At 43.3% G+C, this 21458-nt stretch carries 16 protein-coding genes; 12 read left to right on the forward strand and 4 right to left on the reverse strand.

Annotated features, from left to right (window positions below; translation table 11 throughout):
* The first annotated feature begins 15 nt into the window (after window positions 1-15).
* The 8 genes from CLV32_RS22755 (at window position 16) to CLV32_RS22790 (ending at window position 11731) form a co-directional block, all read left to right on the forward strand.
* A complete protein-coding gene (locus tag CLV32_RS22755) occupies window positions 16-906 on the forward strand; it encodes a PorP/SprF family type IX secretion system membrane protein (RefSeq protein WP_133559278.1) in 891 nt (296 codons plus the stop codon).
* A gap of 673 nt (window positions 907-1579) precedes the next feature.
* The gene (locus CLV32_RS22760) at window positions 1580-3235 is read left to right on the forward strand and encodes a sensor histidine kinase (RefSeq protein WP_133559279.1); all 1656 of its coding nucleotides are present in this window, start codon (window positions 1580-1582) and stop codon (window positions 3233-3235) included.
* Window positions 3236-3242: 7 nt separating this feature from the next.
* Entirely contained in the window at window positions 3243-3629 is a 387-nt protein-coding gene (locus CLV32_RS22765; protein WP_133559280.1) for a response regulator, read from the forward strand.
* A gap of 6 nt (window positions 3630-3635) precedes the next feature.
* Window positions 3636-4805 carry a pyridoxal phosphate-dependent aminotransferase gene (locus CLV32_RS22770; protein WP_133559281.1) on the forward strand — a complete coding sequence of 390 codons (1170 nt, stop codon included), beginning with the start codon at window positions 3636-3638 and terminating at the stop codon, window positions 4803-4805.
* A complete protein-coding gene (locus CLV32_RS22775; protein WP_133559282.1) occupies window positions 4802-6745 on the forward strand; it encodes a DsbA family protein in 1944 nt (647 codons plus the stop codon). The genes CLV32_RS22770 and CLV32_RS22775 overlap by 4 nt, the downstream gene beginning before the upstream one ends.
* Before the next feature lie 93 nt (window positions 6746-6838).
* The gene (locus tag CLV32_RS22780; protein WP_208111089.1) at window positions 6839-7975 is read left to right on the forward strand and encodes an alpha/beta hydrolase; all 1137 of its coding nucleotides are present in this window, start codon (window positions 6839-6841) and stop codon (window positions 7973-7975) included.
* A gap of 147 nt (window positions 7976-8122) precedes the next feature.
* Window positions 8123-9319 (forward strand): glycoside hydrolase family 88 protein, encoded by a 1197-nt coding sequence (locus tag CLV32_RS22785; RefSeq protein ID WP_133559283.1) that lies wholly within the window; start codon window positions 8123-8125, stop codon window positions 9317-9319.
* Window positions 9320-11731, forward strand: coding sequence for a hybrid sensor histidine kinase/response regulator (locus CLV32_RS22790; RefSeq protein ID WP_133559284.1), 2412 nt, complete (start codon window positions 9320-9322; stop codon window positions 11729-11731).
* Here CLV32_RS22790 and CLV32_RS22795 read toward each other — a convergent pair.
* From CLV32_RS22795 to dxs, 3 genes are all read right to left on the reverse strand, one after another.
* A complete protein-coding gene (locus CLV32_RS22795; RefSeq protein WP_133559285.1) occupies window positions 11716-13044 on the reverse strand; it encodes a sigma-54-dependent transcriptional regulator in 1329 nt (442 codons plus the stop codon). The two genes, CLV32_RS22790 and CLV32_RS22795, sit on opposite strands and share 16 nt — an antisense overlap.
* 88 nt (window positions 13045-13132) lie before the next feature.
* Window positions 13133-13441, reverse strand: coding sequence for a hypothetical protein (locus tag CLV32_RS22800; protein ID WP_133559286.1), 309 nt, complete (start codon window positions 13439-13441; stop codon window positions 13133-13135).
* Between the two features lie 181 nt (window positions 13442-13622).
* Window positions 13623-15551 carry a 1-deoxy-D-xylulose-5-phosphate synthase gene (gene dxs / locus CLV32_RS22805; protein ID WP_133559287.1) on the reverse strand — a complete coding sequence of 643 codons (1929 nt, stop codon included), beginning with the start codon at window positions 15549-15551 and terminating at the stop codon, window positions 13623-13625.
* A 135-nt stretch (window positions 15552-15686) separates the two neighbouring features.
* Here dxs and glyA point away from each other — a divergent pair, with 135 nt between their 5' ends.
* The 4 genes from glyA to CLV32_RS22825 all read left to right on the forward strand — a co-directional run bounded on the left by glyA (window position 15687) and on the right by CLV32_RS22825 (window position 20598).
* Complete coding sequence (glyA, locus tag CLV32_RS22810; RefSeq protein ID WP_133559288.1) at window positions 15687-16958, forward strand: serine hydroxymethyltransferase; 1272 nt, start codon at window positions 15687-15689, stop codon at window positions 16956-16958.
* Between the two features lie 3 nt (window positions 16959-16961).
* Window positions 16962-19730, forward strand: a complete 2769-nt coding sequence (locus tag CLV32_RS22815; protein ID WP_133559289.1) for a PAS domain S-box protein — start codon at window positions 16962-16964, stop codon at window positions 19728-19730.
* 159 nt (window positions 19731-19889) lie between these two features.
* Entirely contained in the window at window positions 19890-20183 is a 294-nt protein-coding gene (locus CLV32_RS22820) for a type II toxin-antitoxin system HigB family toxin (RefSeq protein WP_133559290.1), read from the forward strand.
* Between the two features lie 10 nt (window positions 20184-20193).
* Window positions 20194-20598: a helix-turn-helix domain-containing protein gene (locus CLV32_RS22825; protein WP_133559291.1), complete on the forward strand. Its 405-nt coding sequence runs from the start codon at window positions 20194-20196 to the stop codon at window positions 20596-20598.
* Between the two features lie 161 nt (window positions 20599-20759).
* On the opposite strand, the gene CLV32_RS22830 is transcribed toward CLV32_RS22825, so the two are convergent.
* Complete coding sequence (locus tag CLV32_RS22830; RefSeq protein WP_133559292.1) at window positions 20760-21458, reverse strand: ComF family protein; 699 nt, start codon at window positions 21456-21458, stop codon at window positions 20760-20762.

The raw sequence follows: 21458 nt of genomic DNA on the forward strand, positions 1-21458 counted from the left end.
TCAAGAAACAATAACATGAACATATATCGTAAAATCACTTTAAGTTTAATTTGCGCTTTAGCCGGCTTCTCGGCTAAAGCACAACTTGATCCTTTAGGTGCACAGTTTTATACCAATCAATATATTGCCAATCCGGCCTTTGCAGGGTTTACCCAGGGACTGAAGGTTAATGGTGTGTACCGCAAGCTGTGGAACAACATTCCGGGATCGCCGCTAACACAAAACCTGACTGCCGATTATGGTTTTAACAAGGTGGGTTTGGGTTTGAATGTGAACAATGAAAGTGCTGGTTTACAAAGACAGGTACGCGTAGTGGGAAGTTATGCTTACCATTTGCCTTTGAGTGCCGATGCGGAGCAGCAGTTGCACTTCGGCGTTTCATTGGGCTTTGCCAACCAACGTCTGGAAAATTCTGATATCAACGGAGATCCGAACGATATCATGGTGGGGATGTACAATACCCGTCGTACTTACCTGGATGGTGATTTTGGGGTTGCTTTTACCAGTAATGGACTGAACATTCAGGCAGCAATTCCGAACCTGAAAAGCTTCTTTAAAAAGGAAACAGTAAGGCTTGCTGATGTGGCTACATTTTATGGTGCCGCCAGCTACCAGTTTGTTTTTGATAAAGGAGGCAATGCAGTAGGGTTAGAGCCAAAGGTTGCTTATCGCGGTGTGCAGGGTTATGATAATATCTGGGATGCCGGTGCACAGCTTACACTGTTAGATCGTCAGATCTTGTTAACAGGACTATACCATAGCACCAAGAGCACAACCTATGGCCTGGGTATGGACTTTAAAAGGAAGTATCTGATTACCGGGATGTATACCACGCAAACTTCCGCACTTTCTGGTTATACCAACGGGAGTTTTGAATTGAACTTAAGACTTTCTCTGGGTAAATAATATTTGGTTTCGAGACCAGCTCTCAAGCCCTTTAGCGAAAGTTAAAGGGCTTTTTTGTTAAGTGGTTGAAATTTATTTTTTTGGGAAATAGTGTTTATCGACATTGGTGTGTTAGAGAATGTGACATGGACGTGATGGTCGAAGTGTGGCCTGAATTGCTCGAACAAATTTGCTGAGCAAAATAAATGAATTGCTGGGGGAACACTGTGTTTGAACACAAAATAAAAAATAAAGCCCTGGGAATCCCAGGGCTTTAAACCCTACCTGGTTACGCTTTTTCTAAGAAAAGGAGGCTTTACCAGGCCTAACGGCATAAAATTAAGAGAAATTTTTAACATAGACAAAACTTTCTTATGAAATATAAACTATTGGAATTACATCTTTCGCAACCAAGATGCAATTAATGATATCAAAGATATTTTGTCATGGATAGACCCTAAATTAACTGGTTATGTAGCTGCTTTCGATAATATCTTGTCTAAGATTAATCGAGCTGACCGTCTTTGACTTTAGCGATTGATAATAAGCAGCCAAACGATAATTTCCTGGATAAATTGCGTTAAACTCATTTTGTTTTATATCTTTAATTCGGGGATCAACTGTTGTTTACGTTCAGGAAACTATAGATGTAACAAATTGTGTCCCCGACGGTTATTATCATAAAAGCTACCTAATGAGTTTAGAAATTACAGAATCCACCGAAGAGGCGAGGCGTTTAGCCGCGCTTTATGAGCTGGATATTCTTGATACTACTCCTGAAGAGGATTATGATAATATTGTTGCCCTGGCTGGTCAGATTACAGATACTGAGCTGGGGATGCTTGTGTTTCTGGATGAGAACCGTGTCTGGTATAAGTCGAAATTGAGTTTGCCGGTGGCAGATGGTTATCATGATCAGGTTTTCTGGGCCTTTCGTGAGCCAAATAAAGAACTTTTTATATTGGACGACATGGATAGCGATCCGCGCTCTGCGGATCACCCTTTTGTAACGGGGCCGCCCTTCTTGCGTTTTGCGGTATTGGTGCCGCTGGTAACAGAAGATGGTTTGATCCTGGGTCACCTGGCGATAGGGGATACCCGGCCACGCGAGCTGTCTGAACGTACACTGGAAGGGTTGCGGATGCTGGCCAACCAGGTGATGAGTTTGCTGAAACTTAGGGTAGAGCTAATTAAATCCAAAAAGATGGAGTCGGATTCCAGAATGGAGCTCGACCAAACGAATATAACAACCCTTGAACTTGATAAGCAGAAGGCTTTTTACGAGAATATCCTGAATAAAATTCCTACTGATATTGCAGTGTTTGATGTAAATCACAGGTATGTTTTTGTAAATCCCGGCGCGATTAAAAATGACGAACTCAGGAAATATATCATCGGAAAGGATGATTTTGAATATGCCGCCTACCGTCACCGTGATGATAGCGTTGCCCGCAAGCGCAGGGAGCAATTTCTGGAGGCTAAGGCTACTGGAAAAGAGATACGGTGGGAGGATAGCCTCAAGAATCCTGAGGGTCAGACCATCACTACTTTACGGCGCTTGTTTCCGGTATATGATGATAAAGGAGAACTGTCTTTACTGATTGGTTTTGGAATTGACATTACCGACAGGAAGCTGATGGAAGAAAAGCAGTCGGCCCTGGTAAAACAGCTTTCTGCACAAAATACCCAGCTCCTGGATTTCTGTAATATCGTATCGCATAACCTGCGCGGACCGCTAATCAATATGTCGATGTTGGTAGAGTTTATTGAAGAGAGTACGGATGTTGAGGAACAGCGCTTACTGGTTTCGAAACTTAATCCCGTAATCGAAAGTCTGAATACTACCTTTAATGAGTTGGTAGAATCGATACAGATTAAGCAGGATCTGGAGATCAGGTCTGAAAAGATCAAACTGAAGGAATGCCTGCAGCGGACTCTGGATGGCTTGGAAATGGAAATTGAAAAATCAAAAGCCATTATCACTATCGACTTTGCTGATGGTGCCGTAATCCGTTATCCTCCGAAATACCTGGGTAGCATCTTTCATAACCTGATTAGTAATGCCCTGAAATACCATTCGCCGAAAAGGCAACTCACCATTGATATCAAGGCCGAAAAAGTTAATGACCGCGTAATCCTTACAGTGAAGGACAATGGTTTAGGAATAGACCTGATTAAGCACCATGATAATGTGTTTAAAATCGGGAAGGTTTTTCATAAACATCCCAATGCTAAAGGTCTCGGTTTATATATGACCAAGACGCAGGTTGATGCCATGGGCGGCACAATGTGGGTAGAAAGTACGCCAGACCATGGTGCCACATTTTTTGTAGTTTTTATTGACCAGTAACCACGATATGAAGAAAGTTTACCTGATTGATGATGATGAAGTTTTTGTTTTCCTGACTAAGCGGATTATAGAAAAGTCGAATGCCAATGTGTCGATCCAGGTGTTTACCAACGGACAGGATGCCATTGATCATTTGATGGATATCGCGCTTGACAAGGATGCCTTGCCGGATGTAATCCTGCTGGATCTCAATATGCCTGTTATGGATGGATGGGAGTTTCTTGAAGCTTATCAATATATTGAGTTTGCCAATAAAAGACCCGATTTATACATCGTAACCTCATCTATATCGCCGCATGAAATTGAGCGGGCCAAACACCTTAAAATCGTGAATGAATTTATTGTGAAACCCCTTGCCAAAGAGAAATTTATCGAAATCATCTCCAATTTATAATTACCCATGTTTGATCAAAGTTCCATTAACCTGGACATTCTAAGAAAAAGAGCGTATAACCTAAGGTGGGCGACTGTGCCTGAAGGGGTGATCCCTTTGACGGCGGCTGATCCTGATTTTCCAAGTGCTCCTGAAATTGCAGAAGCCATTATTAAATTTACCAAAGACCGTTATCTATCGTACGGTCCGCCGGCAGGGCTTCCAGAATTTAAGGATAGTGTAGCCCGCTTTTTTGTCGAAAAACGCAATATCCCCGCTACGCCGGAACTACTGTTTCCTGTAGATAGTGCCGCCTTTGGCATTTACCTGATCTGTAAGTCTTTTTTAAATGCTGGTGATGAAGCTATCATTTTTGATCCTGTAGATTTCTTATTCCGTTATTCGGTAGAAACATTAGGTGCCGTGGCCTTGCCTTTTTCTATCCCGCCAGGGGATGCCCCCGTTGATATGGACAGGATGGAAAGGTTGATTACCCCAAAAACTAAAATGATCTGCCTTTGTAATCCGCTAAACCCAACGGGTAAGGTGTTTACGAAAGAAGAGCTCACATTGATTGGTGAGCTGGCAGTTAAACATAAGCTGATTATCCTGTCTGATGAGATTTGGAGCGACATCATTTATGCACCGCACGTGTTTACAAGCATTGCATCAATCAGTCCGGAGATTGCAGAAAAAACCGTTACGGTAACAGGATATAGCAAATCTTACGGTCTTGCGGGATTGCGTATCGGTACGGTGATGACCACCAATGCGGATTTGTACAGCAGGCTGTTTGAAGTGTCTTTACACAACTCAACAATTCACGGTGCAAACCTGCTCTCGCAGATTGCAGTATGTGCAGCGCTTGATGAGTGTGACTATTGGCTGAGTGATTTTGTAGCCCATCTGCAGCGAATGAAAGATCTTGTTGTGGGGGAGCTGAATCAGGTGCAGGGCTTTAATTGCATTGCTCCCGAAGGTTGCTATGTAGCCTTCACAAATATCACAGGCACTGGAAAAAACAGTAAGGAAATTCAGGAGATCCTTTTCAATGATGCTAGGGTTTCTGTGGTTCCGGGATTAAAAGAATGGTTTGGCGGCGGTGCCGAAGGCTATATCAGGATGAGTTTTGCGACCTCCGAACATATATTGAGAGAAGCACTGGATAGGGTTAAAAAAACAATAGGTACACGATGAAAGTAGTTATTATTGGTGGCGGCATAGGCGGCTTAACACTAGCAAATTATTTGCATAACAACAACGTAGAAGTTGTAGTTAACGAGCGCGCTGTAGGTTCTAAGGGCGGTGGTCATGCTTTTTTAATGCATACCGACGGGCTAGCCATTTTGCGCGAGCTGATCGCCGCAACTGAAACGAAATTACCCGGTAAAGGTGTAGATAAGTTTAGCTTGAAACGCCCGGATGGGGATGAGGTGCAATGTGTGCAGCTCGACAATTGGCGCTGCATTAAACGGACCGATTTAACGCGCTTCCTATATGACTTTTTACCTGCCGGACAGGTGAAAGATAACCGTGAGTTCTCGCACTTCATCAGGGAAGAAGGAAAGGTTGTTGCCGCAGCTTTTTTAAATGGTGATGTTGAGTATGGAGATATCTTTGTTGGTGCTGATGGAGGTTTCTCTAAAGTGCGTCAGGCAATATTTGGTCCGGTGGAGTTTCAACCAGGCCGCGTAAAAGAGATTGTAGGTATCGCCTACAATGCTGAACTCGCACAAAGTAACATCGGTGTTTTCAATAAGTTCCAGCGGAATACAAGTGGCCTTGCCTTCGGCATGATCCCTACCTCTGAGCAGGAACTGGTTTGGTTTATGCAGTACGACCCGGCGATTTCTGATGTTGAAGATGGCGACTCAGGAAAGTTGCAGGTATTTTGCAATACGCTATTGCAATCATTCCCTGCAGAGGTTCATCAGGTATTGAACAGCAATGATTTTTCTACCAGTTATATCTGGAATACGCGCGACTTTGATGTGCTGCCGGCATTCTCTGATGATAATGTGGTTTTAATTGGTGATGCCGCTCATCTTGCACTGCCTTTTACCAGCGCAGGAACTACAAATGCCATGGTAGATGCCAAGGTGCTTGCCACGAAGTTATTAGCTACAAACAGTTATGCTGAGGCCTTTTCTGAATATTATAACTTACGTTCGGCAGAAGTGGTCGAACATCTTCACCTCGGTCGGGGTTTGCGCGATCTCTTTTTGGATCCATTGGGTCATGATGATGAAGAGTTTCCGATTCCACTGATTGATGATAAGGTGCGCAAGGTGAATCCTCAGCTGAAAAAGCCGGTGGAGATCGTTTATTTCACTGATCCGATCTGTTCTACCTGCTGGATTATTCAGCCGCTGATTAGAAAGCTGAAACTTGAATATGGTGCTTATATCAACCTGCGTTATGTAATGGGTGGGCTTTTGCCTTCCTGGGAAGCTTATACGAAAGGGAAGATCCAGAAACCTTCAGATGCTGCGGAGCACTGGGAGGAAGCGGGTGCCCAGCATGAGATGCCGATGGATGGTGACGTGTGGCTGGAAGATCCTTTGAGCTCTTCGTATCCACCTTCAATTGCATTCAAAGCGGCACAATTGCAGGACCCGGATAAGGCAGTTTCCTTTTTGCGCAGGATTCAGGAGATGGTGTTCCTGGAAAAGAAAAATATTATTAAATGGGAATTCCTGAAACAGGCCGCCTTCGATAATGGGCTGGACTCTGCGCGTTTATACCGCGACTATGAGGGTAAAGCTGTAGAGTTGTTTAAAGAAGACCTGGAGCTGGTAAAACAACGCGGCGTGGTGAGCTTCCCGACGTTGTTTTTCTCTGATGGCGTTTCGGAACCTGTGATGGTGAAGGGCGTGCAACCGTATGAGGTGCTTGAACGGCTGATTCTTGATATTGTGCCTGATGCACAGAAGCTACAGATAGATACAGATGCCCGTAGTTTATTTACGCATTTCCCTACCATGACGGATAAAGAATTTGTAACCCTAAGTAATTTGAGCAGGGAAGAGGCGGCAGATATGCTGAACAGCCTGCATGGTGAAGGCAGTATTGAGAAGTATGCCAGTAAGAATGGCATGATCTGGATTAGCAAGTTTGATTGCTTAAACTGCATATAGAATAGCTACTCCTTAGGGTTGTGGCAGAAAACATCTGGTAGATTTAAGTTGTTGCGGGTATACATTTATCTTAAAACATTTAAATCTACCAGTATGAAAATCATTAATTTAACTTCAAAATTGGCATTGTTGGCGGGAATGGCGTTTGTTGCTTCCTGCTCTTCAAATAGCTCGGCCGATAAAAAGACAGACTCTACAAACGTTGATACCAGCACCGCAGCAACAGCATCTATGACTGCAATTAAAGCCACTGGTCCTGTGCCTGAATGGGGTAAATCTATAAAACCAGAGATGCAGGCCGTGATTGAAAAGCTTGCCAGCTACGGTGATAAACCAATTGAAACTTTAAGTGCTGTTGACGCGCGCAAAAATCATACGCCTACAGATGCGGTGATGGACCTGATGAAGGAAAATAACATTACACTGCCTGCTCCACAAGTGGATACTGTAGGTAAGGAGATTCCGGTAACAGGAGGAAATATCCATGTACGGATCTATACACCCAAAGCTGGAACGGGTCCCTTCCCGGTTATTGTGTACTACCATGGTGGTGGTTTTGTAATTGCCAACCTGGATGTTTACAATGCATCGGCACAAGGCTTGGCCGAGCAAGTAGGTGCAGTAGTCGTATCTGTTGCTTACAGGTTATCTCCTGAGCATAAGTTCCCGACTGCACACAACGATGCTTTTGCGGCTTATGAATGGGCAGTTAAAAACGCCGCAAGCATCAAAGGTGATCCTAAGAAAATTGCTGTTGTTGGTGAGAGTGCCGGTGGTAACCTTGCTGCAAATGTAAGCATCATGGCCAGGGACAAAAAGATCATGGTTCCTGTACACGAGGTATTGGTGTATCCTATTGCGCAGGCCGATATGAACACAGATTCTTATAAAATGTATGCCAATGCGAAGCCTTTGAACAAAGCAATGATGGCCTGGTTTACTGACAAATACCTGGTAAATATGGGGCAAGCTAAAGACCCACGCATGTCGCTCGTAATGGCTAACCTAAAAGGTTTACCTGCCACTACAATTATAACAGCTGAGATTGATCCGTTGAACAATGATGGTAAAATGCTTGCCGATAAATTGAAAGCAGCAGGTGTTAGTGTTGATAGTAAAAACTATGAAGGTGTTACACACGAGTTTTTTGGAATGGCGGCTGTAGTGCCTCAGGCGAAAGAGGCTCAGGCGTATGCTGCTGATCAGCTGAAAAGCGCGTTCAAGAAATAATTGATCAGCAATTTCGTTTCCTGAAATGATTTGCAGGAGAATTGAAAACGTTTGAAATTGCGTTTCAGCGCAGGAACGTTGGATCACATGGAACGGATACCGGTTAGGTATCCGTTTTTTGTTATTTTTAGGGCAAACCAAATGATGATGAAACGAAACCTACTTGCCCTTTCTTTAGGGATGCTGTGCTTGTCTGCAGCGGCACAGTTAAACTATGTTCCTAAAGCTACTTCAAATGCTATTACGCAAACCAACCTGATGCTGAAAGAGCTTGATGCCATAGGCATTCCGAAGGGAGATCTGGTAACTCCGCGTACCCTGGAAAAGGGTGAACTTAAATTGGTGGCGTCCAAAGATTGGTGCAGTGGCTTTTTTCCGGGTGAGTTGTGGTATCTTTACGAAATGGGGCTTGGCGCACAGTATAAGTCGGCCGCAGAAAAATATACCGCCTTTATTGAAAAGGAAAAGACTAATGGCGTTACGCACGACATGGGTTTTAAGGTGTACTGCAGTGTGGGTAATGGGTACCGTTTAACAAAAGATCCACATTATAAGGATGTGCTGATAGAATCGGCAAGAACTTTGAGTACTCGTTTTAATCCGAAAATAGGATTGATCCGCAGTTGGGATCACCATAAGGAACAATGGGACTATCCTGTGATTATTGACAATATGCTGAATTTGGAATTACTTTTTGAAGCTACTAAATTAACCGGGGATTCTTCGTTTTATAAGATTGCGGTGAGCCATGCGAACAAGACCATGCAGCATCATTTTCGTGCGGATTACAGCACCTGGCATGTGGTAGACTACAATCCTGCAACAGGCATTCCTCAGAAGAAACAAACGCACCAGGGCTATAGCGATGAATCGGCTTGGGCACGTGGGCAGGCCTGGGCCCTGTATGGCTATACGATGTGTTACCGGGAAACCCGCGACCCTAAATACCTGGCACAGGCGGAACATGTGGCTGCCTATATTTTTGGTCACCCAAACATGCCTAAAGACCTGATTCCATATTGGGACTTCAATGCGCCGGGAATACCAAATGAGCCGAGAGATGTATCGGCGGCTACGGTAATTGCTTCTGGTTTATACGAACTGAGTACTTATAGTAAAAAGGGAAAAAGTTACCTGGCTAAAGCCAATACCATGATGAAAAATATAACTTCCAATTACATGGCGGCTCCGGGAACTGCTAAAGGTTTTATTCTTTTGCATAGTACAGGCTCTAAGCCTTCCAATACTGAAGTGGATGCGCCATTGAGCTATGCAGATTATTATTACCTGGAAGCAATGAGTCGCGCTTTGCGCTTGTCCAAACATAAACCTATAGTAGACTAAATGCGTCAAAAGATCATCATAGCGCTTGTTCTGGCCTGCTGTGCTTTATTGCTGGCCTGGGGAGTGAGTAGGGTGGCTTTTAGAGACATGTTGAGTACTGTGGAGAATATTACGGCGCCTAATGAGCGCCTGCGGATTGTCCATGAGCTGAGTAGTAAGATTTCGGCACTGGATCAGCTGCAAAAGAAACAGGCCTTACGTGATCCCGGAAATTATACTAAGTTTTTTAAACAGTCCAAACAGCTGCGTATGAACCTGGATACGCTGCGGTATTTATATCAGCAGGATACCGTGCAGCTACAACGCATTGCTTCGATTAGCGAACTGCTGAAGGAACGTGATAAGCAGTTTGTGAATTATTTAAAGGTGCGCGAGCGACTGGTGAATAACAAGACCTTCTCTACACAGGTACAGAAGTTTAACGAGCTGGTAAATAAAAATGCCGCCTTGAGTGATAGTACGGTTGTTACTTCAGAGCAGAAAACGCTTACAACAACGGTCATACCTGAAGAGAAAGATAACAGGGGTTTTTTAAGTAAGTTGTTTACACGGAAGAAACCTGAAGACAGTAAATCGTTCAGGATTGTTAATGAAGAGAATGTAAAGCGGGATACGATTGCCCTGGGTAACGATGCGAATATGGTGAAGAACCTGGAAGAATCGTTAAGGGCAATCGAAAAAGAGCAGAAGCTGAAGAGTGCAAGCTTCCTGAACAGGGAGGCAGTTTTAGCCAATGCCAATAGCAGGCTAATTAGCCAGATGCTGGATATTTTACGCAAGGTAGAAGGGGAGGCCGTAGCGCAGATTGAACTTAATGCGGTACTGGCAAAGAAAGTGGTGAATACTGGGATTTCCAGAATTACTGTGATCATGGTGGTTTTCTTTGTACTGACTATCGTTTTGTTATATCTGATATTAACGGATATTACGCGGACAAATAGATACAGGAAAGATCTGGAGAAAGCCAGAGACGAGGCGGAGTTCCATGGACGGGCCAAGCAGCGGTTTTTATCGAATATGAGTCATGAGATCCGGACGCCACTGCAGTCTATCATCGGCTATGCCGAGATTATCAGGCAGCAACTGCAGCCCCAGCGTAAAGATATTGATGCGATCTACCATTCTTCGGAACATCTCCTCCAGATTGTGAATGAGGTGTTGGATTATAACAGGATCATTTCGGGCAAGTTTACCTTTAGTAACGAGACTTTTGATATGTGTGCCTTGCTGGATGAGGTAGCATTGATTGTTAAGCCGCAGGCAGAAAAAAAAGGCCTGACACTGAATAGTGCTATTGAACTGCAGGGTATCAGGAGTGTTTTTGGTGATCCATTTAGGTTGAAACAGATTTTGCTCAACCTCTTGGGTAATGCCATTAAGTTTACTGATCGTGGTGAAGTGCTGCTAACGGTTTTTTATAAAAGACAGGGCGACGACCTGCACTTTACTTTTGCTGTGAAGGACACTGGAATTGGTTTCTCTGAAGAAGAAGGCAAGTATATCTTTGGTGAGTTTGAGCAGAGTGAATCGCCAGGAAAAAAAGGGATGGAGCAGGAGGGCTCCGGCCTGGGGCTCGCTATTGTTAAAGCATTGGTGGAAGGACAGGATGGTCGCATCTACGCGAAAAGCGATCCTGGTATGGGCAGCAGCTTTACGGTTTACCTCACTTTCAGGCTGAATACAGAACCAGTAACCGCGTTAAAAGCACAACCCGCTGTTCCAGTTGTAGGATCTGAGATCTGGGTAGTAGATGATGACCAGCTGATTCTTGATTTGTGTAGCCTCATTTTTGAGCGCCATAATATCAGTTATAGATGTTTTAATACACCTTCTGCTATGCTTGCAGCAGAGCTGCATGGGCAGGTGCGTTATCTGCTAATGGATATGCGTATGCCTGAGATGTCTGGAAAACAATTGTACACCCTGATGAAACCCAGGCTATCGCCGGAGGTGAAAGTATATGCCGTTACTGCTCAGGCTTTGCCTGAAGAGCAGCAGGGTTTACTGGATCAGGGCTTTGATGGCATTATGATTAAGCCTTTTAGAGAACAGGAGTTGATTGCGCTGTTTGATGAATCTGCTGAGGGTAATTTTGATCCCGGATACCTGGAGAAGATGACTTTTGGTGATGAGGAGCAATTGCGTAAAGTACTGGATCGTTTTGTGACGGACAGCCTGGCGGACATCAATGCATTGAAGGAAGGGAAAGCCGAAACGCAGCGCCTGTTGGTACATCGCCTGGCAGGGCGCATTGCACAGATTGGATCCCGCGATTTAGCGGCAGCGTTCAGGGAGCTGGAAATAGATATCGATGCGGGCTTACCTGCCGATGCTGTAGAAGAGGAATTGGGATTATTGATTGGGCAGTTGGAACACCTGATCTCTTCGGTTAACGCTTATTCGATGTCGTAGCGCTCCATTTTACTGTAAAGCGTTTTTCGGTCTATATTGAGCAGTTTTGCTGCCATCGACTTGTTATATTTTACCTTCATCAGTGTTTCCAGGATCAGACTTTTCTCATTCGCTTCATTAATTGCTTTAAGGTCTGAGCCTCCGGGTTTAGGGCTTTGGTGGATGGCAAGGATCATTTCGTCGGGTAATGAGCTGATGCCTGCAATGCCATCAGGACTCAGCAATACCATTCTTTTAATCACGTTTTTTAATTCACGCAGGTTACCGGGCCAGTCGTACTGGTTTAATATCTGTTTAGCTTCTGCAGAAATCTCTTTTACATTTCTGTTAAGCTCTTTATTGGATAAAGTAATGAAATGCTGGATAAAAAGTTCCAGATCCTTGCCCCGGTTGCGCAGCGCGGGCAGCTGGATCTTAAATTCATTGATTCTATGGTAGAGATCTTCGCGGAAGGAGCCATTGCTTACCGAGTTGATCAGGTCGTCATTAGTAGCAGCGATAATCCTGACATTTACAGAGATATTTTTTGTTGTGCCGAGCGGCTGGATTACACGTTCTTGTAGCGCACGTAAGAGTTTTACCTGTACTTCGTAACTTAGGTTTCCAATTTCGTCAAGGAAAAGTGTACCCCCATTGGCAGCCTCAAACTGTCCTTTCTTGTCATTTATAGCGCCGGTGAAGGCACCCTTGGCATGACCAAATAATTCGCTTGCGGCAAGATCTTTAGAAAGGGCGCCACAATCTATCGCTACAAAAGGCTGGCTTGCACGTTTGCTTTGGAGGTGCAGCATCCGCGCTGCGTACTCCTTGCCGGTACCGCTTTCGCCCTGAATAATGACCGACATATCTGTAGGTGCCACAAGGTTGATGTGTTCATATAATTTTTGTGCGGTTTCACTATTGCCCTGGATGGTGTCGGCATGTTTTGCTCCGGCTGTTTCTTCTTTTGGATCTTCGCGCTTAAGGCCATTCTGGATGATCATCAGCAGCTCATCGGGATTTACAGGCTTGGTGATATAATCTGATGCTCCAAGTTGTATCGCTTTTACGGCGGTTCTAACATCATTAAAGCTGGTCATGATTACCAGGGGGATGTTAGCACCCTTTTCGTTTAGCTGGGCAAGGATGTCGAGACCCGTTCCGTCTGGAAGACGATAATCCACAAGCAACAGGTCGAAATTTTCCTGGCTAAGGAGCTTAAGGGCTTCTTTTACGGTATGTACGGGAAAGGGTTCGTATTTATGTTTTCGGGTAAAACCTTCCAGAAGTTGGGAAAAGGTAAGGTCATCTTCGACGATCAGGATTTTTGCCATAGCTTAGGTGTGATACAGGCAAAAATACAAAAGCCGGATGAAGATCCGGCTTTTGAGGGTTATTAATTGTCTATTATTATGGGGATGTTTATTCAACTACAACGCCATCTTTACCGATTTTTAAAGAAGCTGTTTGGCCTTCTTTAGTCAAATCTACCTGGTACCATTCTTTTTTATCTGCTGATGTTACAAGGAATGCTGTAGCAGGAGCCCAGTCTTTATATTTATCGCCTTTTAGGGTTGTTTTTACAGCATCAGGTAATTCTTCTAATTTAACAGGAGTTTTTGTAGTGCTGTCTTGTTGTATAACGATAGCTGAAGTAGAGATAGTGTTTGCTTTTACTGTTGTTAATCCTGCGAATGCAAGGAACGCTGCTGATAAGATGATCTTTTTCATAACTATTCTTTTTAATTGATTACTATTTTTAAATAATTGATTTGTTCGTAATATGATTAGCTATGTTACATAACTGTGCCATTGGTACGTGCCAAAATCAATCAATTGAAAAACAGTGTTTTAGAAAAAAAGGTTAAAAAAAAGAGTGTAGACATTGTCTACACTCTGTGGGAAATCTCTGCTAAGAAGCTATGGTAGCTGTAGCGCGACTAACGGCTACGGTCTTAATTGTTTTAATAATGGAGGCGGTATCGTATCCGCATAGCGCCCATAGTTCGGGTTGCTCTCCGTGCTCGATAAATTCATCAGGAATACCTAAACGAATAACATCTGCCTTATAATTATGATCGGCCATAAACTCAAGTACTGCTGAGCCCATGCCGCCTTGTAAGGCGCCATCTTCTACAGTAACCACTTTATTATAGCGTTTAAATACATCGTGAAGCAAGGCTTCATCCAATGGTTTTACAAAACGCATATCGTAATGTGCCGGGTGGATGCCATCGCTGTTTAATTCTTTACAGGCTTCTACAGCGAAATTTCCTACGTTGCCTATAGTTAAGATAGCGACATCCTCTCCATCGCAGATCTTTCTGCCTTTACCAATTTCAATTGCTTTGAAAGGACGTTTCCAGTCAACCAGCATTCCATTGCCTCTAGGGTAACGGATAGAAAAAGGGCCCTGATTTTCCAGTTGTGCTGTGTACATCAGATTGCGCAACTCCTCTTCATTCATAGGGGCTGAAACAACCATATTAGGTATAGAGCGCATATAGGCCAGGTCATAAGCCCCATGGTGTGTTGCACCATCGCTACCAGCAAGTCCGGCTCTGTCTAAACAAAACACAACATTGAGGTTTTGAATCGCTACATCATGGATTACCTGATCGTAAGCGCGTTGCATAAAACTGGAGTAGATATTACAGAAAGGTACAAGCCCTTGTGTAGCCAGTCCGGCAGAAAACGTTACCGCATGCTGTTCAGCAATCCCTACATCGAATGCACGGTTAGGCATTGCTTTCATCATGATATTCATAGAAGATCCTGAAGGCATAGCGGGAGTGATGCCCACAATTTTTTGGTTGGTTTCAGCAAGTTCCACCAGGGTATGTCCGAACACATCCTGATATTTTGGTGGTTGTGGCTTATCTGAAGCTGATTTCTTTATTTCACCAGTTATTTTATCAAATAGTCCGGGGGCATGCCATTTGGTCTGATCTTTCTCAGCCAGGGCAAAACCTTTACCTTTTACGGTAACACAATGCAAAAGCTTTGGTCCGGGAATATCTTTAAGGTCTTTAAGGATGCTGGCCAGTTTTTTTACATCATGTCCATCAACAGGTCCGAAATATCGGAAATTAAGCGCTTCGAAAAGATTACTTTGTTTAAGCAGGGTACCCTTGATGCTTTTCTCAATTTTCTTAACAAACTTATGCGCATTAGGGCCAAGTTCAGAAAGTTTGATGAGCACCTGAGAGATGTCTTCCCTAAAGCGGTTATATGATTTTGAGGTGGTAATGCTTGCCAGATATTCTTTAAGTGCACCAACATTGGGATCGATAGACATACAGTTGTCATTCAGGATTACCAGGAGGTTGGAATTCTCTATGCCTGCATGGTTGAGCCCTTCGAAAGCAAGGCCGGCGGTCATGGCGCCATCGCCAATTACGGCAACATGCTGGCGGTCGTTCTCCCCTTTATAATGTGATGCAACAGCCATACCCAATGCCGCAGAGATAGAGGTGGAAGAATGGCCTACACCAAAAGTGTCGTATTCACTTTCGCTGATTTTTGGAAAGCCACTGATACCGTTAATGATTCTGTTGGTATGGAACACAGACTTACGTCCGGTAAGGATTTTGTGTCCATAGGCCTGATGGCCAACATCCCATACCAATTTATCATAAGGGGTATTGAGTACGTAATGCAGTGCAACTGTTAATTCGACTACACCAAGGCTGGCACCGAAATGCCCGCCGTTAACACTAACTACATCAATGATATACTGACGTAGCTCTTGGCTGATTTGCTCCAGGTCATCTTCAGTATAGCGCTTTAAATCAGCGGGATAATTAATGTTTGGCAGCAATGGATGGGTAGATTCTTCCATGTAGTTTTAGTAGAATAGAGATACAAAGTACGGTATTTTGTTTAATATATCCGTCAACTATTTAAGTAATAGCGACATTTTGGTTCGGTAACTAAAGTTTAAAATACTTAATTTTACAAAAATATACTTCGATAAATGAAACGAGATACATTAATTTTTGATTTGATTGACAGGGAATTAGACCGTCAGGAGAATGGCCTTGAGCTGATTGCTTCAGAAAACTTTGTGAGTAAGCAGGTTATGGAAGCTGCAGGTTCTGTTCTAACGAATAAATATGCCGAAGGCTTGCCAGGAAAACGTTATTATGGCGGCTGTCAGGTAGTTGATGAAGTTGAGAATATTGCAATAGAACGTGCCAAAGAATTATTTGGTGCAGCATGGGTAAATGTGCAGCCACATTCTGGTGCGCAGGCCAATGCAGCGGTGATGCTTGCTGTGATCCAGCCAGGCGATAAGATTTTAGGTTTTGACCTTTCTCACGGTGGTCACCTTACCCACGGGTCTCCTGTAAACTTTTCTGGTAAATTGTATCAACCTTTCTTTTATGGAGTTAAAAAGGAAGATGGACTGATTGACTATGCAAAACTTGAAGAAGTAGCATTGGCAGAGCGTCCGAAATTAATTATCTGTGGTGCTTCGGCCTATTCGCGCGAATGGGACTATGCATTTATCAGAAGTGTTGCCGACAAAATTGGCGCATTGGTGCTAGCTGATATTTCTCATCCTGCGGGTATGATTGCGCGCGGCCTTTTAAATAACCCATTGCCGCATTGCCATATCGTGACTACTACAACACACAAAACACTTCGTGGACCACGTGGAGGTATGATCATGATGGGACAGGATTTCGAAAATCCTTTCGGATTGAAAACACCTAAAGGTGAAACGCGAATGATGTCGTCGGTATTGGATATGGCTGTATTCCCGGGTACTCAGGGTGGTCCGTTGGAACACATCATTGCTGCTAAAGCAATCGCTTTTGGCGAGGCTTTGAGTGACGAATATTTAACGTATATTACACAAGTGAAAGCAAACGCTCAGGCCATGGCCAAGGCTTTTATGGCTAAAGGTTATGGGATTATTTCTGGTGGTACAGATAACCACATGATGCTGATTGACTTACGTAATAAGAACATTACAGGTAAGCTGGCTGAGCACGCACTGGAGCAAGCAGATATCACTGTAAACAAAAACATGGTTCCTTTTGATGATAAATCTCCTTTTGTAACGTCGGGTATCCGTGTGGGTACTGCCGCGATCACAACAAGAGGATTCAAAGAAACTGAGATGGAGAAAATTGTAGAACTAATAGATCGCGTAATTGTAAATGCTGAAGACGAAAGTAACCTGTCTGACGTTAGAACTGCGGTACGCGCGCTTGCTGCTGAATTTCCATTATATAAATAAAATATGACAATAGAGACCGGAACAACATTAGCTACTGAAGATGCACGATTGTGCGCCCTGTATGCCTATGAAATTCTGGATACGCCAGCCGAGCCAGGTTTTGATAACCTGGCCAGGCTGGCTGCTCATCTTTTTGATGTGCCTTTTGCCTTTGTATCACTGATCGATAAGCATCGCTTATGGTTTAAAGCTGTTGTTGGCGGACCAGTTAGGGAAACCCCACGTGAGACTTCTTTTGACGAGTATGCCATGCTGCAGCCAGGTGTTACTGAATTCCCTGATGCGCTGCTCGATCCGCGTTTTGTTGATAACCCACTGATCTGTAAAGAACCTGGCGTACGTTTTTACGCAGGCGCTCCATTAATAGATGAAGATGGGTTCGTACTCGGAACTTTATGTATCCTGGATACCAAACCGCGTACACTTTCCGAAAAAGAACGGGAGATGTTGCAAACATTGGCGGGTGAGGTGTTGCTGCATCTTACGATACGAAAGAAAAGTCTGCAGCTGGAAACAAAAACCAAGCACTTTGATGAGCTGCTCAATATCTCCGCGGTATCTCCGGAGATTCATTGTGTGCTTGATTTTGCCGGAAAAATCCTGTTTATCAATGAAGCTGTAACAGCAGTGTTAGAATATACTGTTGATGAGGCTGTTGGTATGCGGATGTGGGAAGTTTGCTTCCCCGAAGATGTACCAAGACTGATTGCTGCAATTGAAGATGGCTTGCGGAATAAACGCAAGGAGTTTAAGATAGAGTTCCGCATTGTAAGCAAAAGCGGTATTGTGCGCTGGCTAAGCTGGAGCATGGTAACAAAAAATGAACGTTGGTTTACGTACGGGCGGGATATTACTGAGAATAAAAGGGTAGAAAATGAGTTGATGCAGCTGTCTTTTGTAGCCAGCAAAATCAACAACGGTGTGGTAATCAACGATGCCAATAATCATGTAACCTGGGTTAATGATGCCTTTGAAAAGATTACAGGTTTTAATCTGGAGGATTTAAAAGGCCAAAGGTTAGGTGATCTGATTGCTGGGCCCAAAACTGATACTAAGCTGATTAATCAGGCTCGGGAATTGATCAAGCAAAACCAATCCTTTACCGTCGATATCCTTGCCTACAGAAAAGATAAACAACCGATCTGGCTTTCTGTATACAACACGATTGTGTTGGATGATGCGGGTAAGGTAGATATGGAGGTTGAGATCATTATTGATATTACCGATAAAAAAGAAGCGGAAGAAGAATTACAAGTGCTATCATTGGTGGCAAGTAAAACAAATACCGGGGTTAACATTACTGATAAACAAGGTAACACGACCTGGGTGAATCAAAGTCTGGAGAAGCTCACAGGTTATAGTCTGGACGATATTCAGGGCAAGTTGCTTGGTGATGTGCTGTCGGATAATCCTGCCGACAGGGAGTTGATTGAGCTATCACGCAATCGCTCCTTAAATAAGGAGTCGTATTCTATAGAAGTCCAGGCGACAAAGAAAGATGGAACACCAATCTGGCTTTCTGTTGCGAATACACCGGTACTGAATGTAGATGGAGAAGTTGATCGGCAGATCGACCTGATCACCGATATCACCCAGCGCAAACAGGTGGAGCGGGAAATGTTTGATGCGAAGGAGCAGGCTTTGCAGCTGAGCGACGCGAAGGAAATGTTCCTTTCTGTAATGAGCCATGAGATCCGTACCCCACTAAATGCGGTGATTGGGATGACGCACCTTTTGCTGGAAAATGATCCTAAGCCCTCACAGGTGGAGGATTTGAATATATTGAAGTTCTCTGGTGAGAACCTGTTACATATTATTAACGATATCCTGGACTTTACGAAAATAGAGACTGGAAATCTGGAGCTCGAAGCAATCCCATTTAGTCCGAGGGTACTGGCAACGGATATCATCAATTCCTTGCAGGTTAATGTAAGTAAGAATAACAATGTGTTGTCATTGGTATTTGACGATCAGATTCCTGAAATGATCGTAGGTGATAAAACCCGTTTGTATCAGATTTTGATGAACTTGCTAGGGAATGCATTAAAGTTTACAGATAAGGGTAAGGTGGAGTTGATTCTCGAACTGGCACAAGAAGATGACAAACAGATAGGGATTATATTTCATGTTAAGGATACCGGAATCGGGATTCCGGAAGATAAACAATCTTATATTTTTGAGACCTTTACACAGGCTAAAACCGATATTTCCAGAAAATACGGAGGTACAGGATTGGGGTTGGCCATTACCAAGAAGCTGTTACAGCTTTATAAGTCGGATATCCAGGTACACAGCGTAGAAGGAAAAGGAACTACTTTTTCATTCCCGATCAGCTTCCTGAAGCTTTCTGAGGAGCAGCTCCAGAGTAGAGCGGGTAACGCAAGAACTACCTTTAACGGGAAGAAAATCCTTGTTGTAGACGACAATGAAATCAATATATTGATTGCACGACGTATTTTAGGTAAGTGGGACCTGGAAATTGATGCTGCATCTAATGGGCATGAGGCAATTAATAAAATTACTACGGTAAACTACGACCTGGTATTTATGGATATCAAGATGCCGGGCATCGATGGTTTTGAAACGACAATCATTATCAGAGAACTGGACGGTAATTACTACAAAAATCTACCCATCATTGCACTTACAGCGTCTACCCTGCATAACGACTTCGATAAGTTTGAATCGAGTGGCATGAACGGGCATTTGCTTAAGCCATTTAATCCAGAAGAGATTAAGAAGGTATTGGTTGCTTTTCTTTCCGAAAAGTAATAACGGCAAAAGAAAATAAATAAATTTTAGTAAAAAGTTGGTATTATGCCAACATTGTGTTACCTTTGGAAGGTGATAGGAAAATAATCTTGTTTAGGTTGTTCAGAATATATACAATAGCAGCGTGGATTTACCATAACGATTATTGAAAATCAGCACATGGAAATTATTGGTTTACGCAGGCTGGATGTATTCGGTATTAAACATGCTGATGCACGTAAGAGTTTGAGCACCTGGGTTGGTGTTGTCGAGATTGCCGCATGGACAAGAAGTGTTGATGTAATCATTGATTTTCCCCATGCAAAAATCATCAAGGGCAACAGGGCAAGGTTCAAGATCACCGGAAACAAATACCGCCTAATCGTCGAGGTGGATTATGACGACGAAATTGTTGAGGTCCGGTTTGTAGGGACGCATGCTGAATATGATCGTATTGATGCTCAGCAAATTTAATCATGTTTATATGGGAAATACAAAACACCAATGGTTCCTGATTGAGAATGAAGCGGAGTATGAAAATGCAATGGCACGTTACGCTGAGGTTAAACACGCTGTTAAAGGAACTGAAGATCACAGGGAAAAAATGCTGCTTGTTCATTTGATCTCAACATATGAAAAAGCAACAAGCACACTTCCTGAAGTTGATCCTATAACGTTTATTAAAATCAGGATGTCTGATTTTGGCTATAAATCAGCAGACCTTGCTAAGCTATACGGTGATAAGGGTACAGTAAGCAAAGTGCTTAACTACAAGCAATCTTTATCGATTACTATGATTCGTAAATTTAGTATGCTACTAAATATTCCGGTTGAATCTTTAATTAAAGAATACAGCCTTAAAGATATTCAACAGCCAGATCAGGCATAAAAGTAAAGGGCCGATATTTTGGAAATATCGACCCCTACCATCTAAATTAACGCTCTCGGTAATATAAACGCGTCTGGTATGCGTTTGTTATAAAAGAATTTTAAGTTTTATGTAATGTGCTTAAAACGAGCAAAATAAATTTAAAATTATTTGTATAGCTTTTAATCGGAGAAGCCAATTGCTGCGATACTGATGCTTTTGGCGCTTTCTTCTAAAAGAAGCAATGCGCAGGCTTCAAGCGTAGCGCCGGTTGTTATTACATCATCGACAAGTAATACGTGTGCATTTGATAACAATTGCAGGTTCTTTATGCTAAAGGCATCCTTAAGGTTTTGCGAGCGTTCGAACCGCCCCTTGCGGGTTTGGCTACCCGTATTTTTATGCTTGATCTGGATATCATGGTACACAGGTATTTTTAAAACGGATGCAATACCGTCGGCAATATATGTGCATTGGTTGTAACTCCGTTTTCTTTGTTTTGCCGGATGTAAAGGGACAGGTATGATGAGGTCTGGTATTGAAAATGCCACGTTCTGGATCAGACGGGCGCCGATCAATTCTCCAAGTTGAATGCCCAATCCAGTTTGGCCTTTGTATTTAAGGTGATGAACGAGTTGCTGTACGCTGCCTCCTTTTTTGAAATGCAGCATTGCCATGGCAGAGTATATTGGAACACGTCCCCAAAACTGCCTCGCCACCCGGTTGTCCTGATAAATGTGGTAATCTGTATAGGGTAAATTTTGCAGACAATGTAAACAGATGTGTCGTTCTGTCTTAATCAGTGGCGTACTGCAGGCCGAACAGAGCCTCGGAAATAGGAGACTAAGTAGGTTGGATGCGAGACTTTTGAGGATATACAT

The organism is Pedobacter duraquae (genome assembly GCF_004362245.1).
GTDB classification, from domain to species: Bacteria; Bacteroidota; Bacteroidia; order Sphingobacteriales; family Sphingobacteriaceae; genus Pedobacter; species Pedobacter duraquae.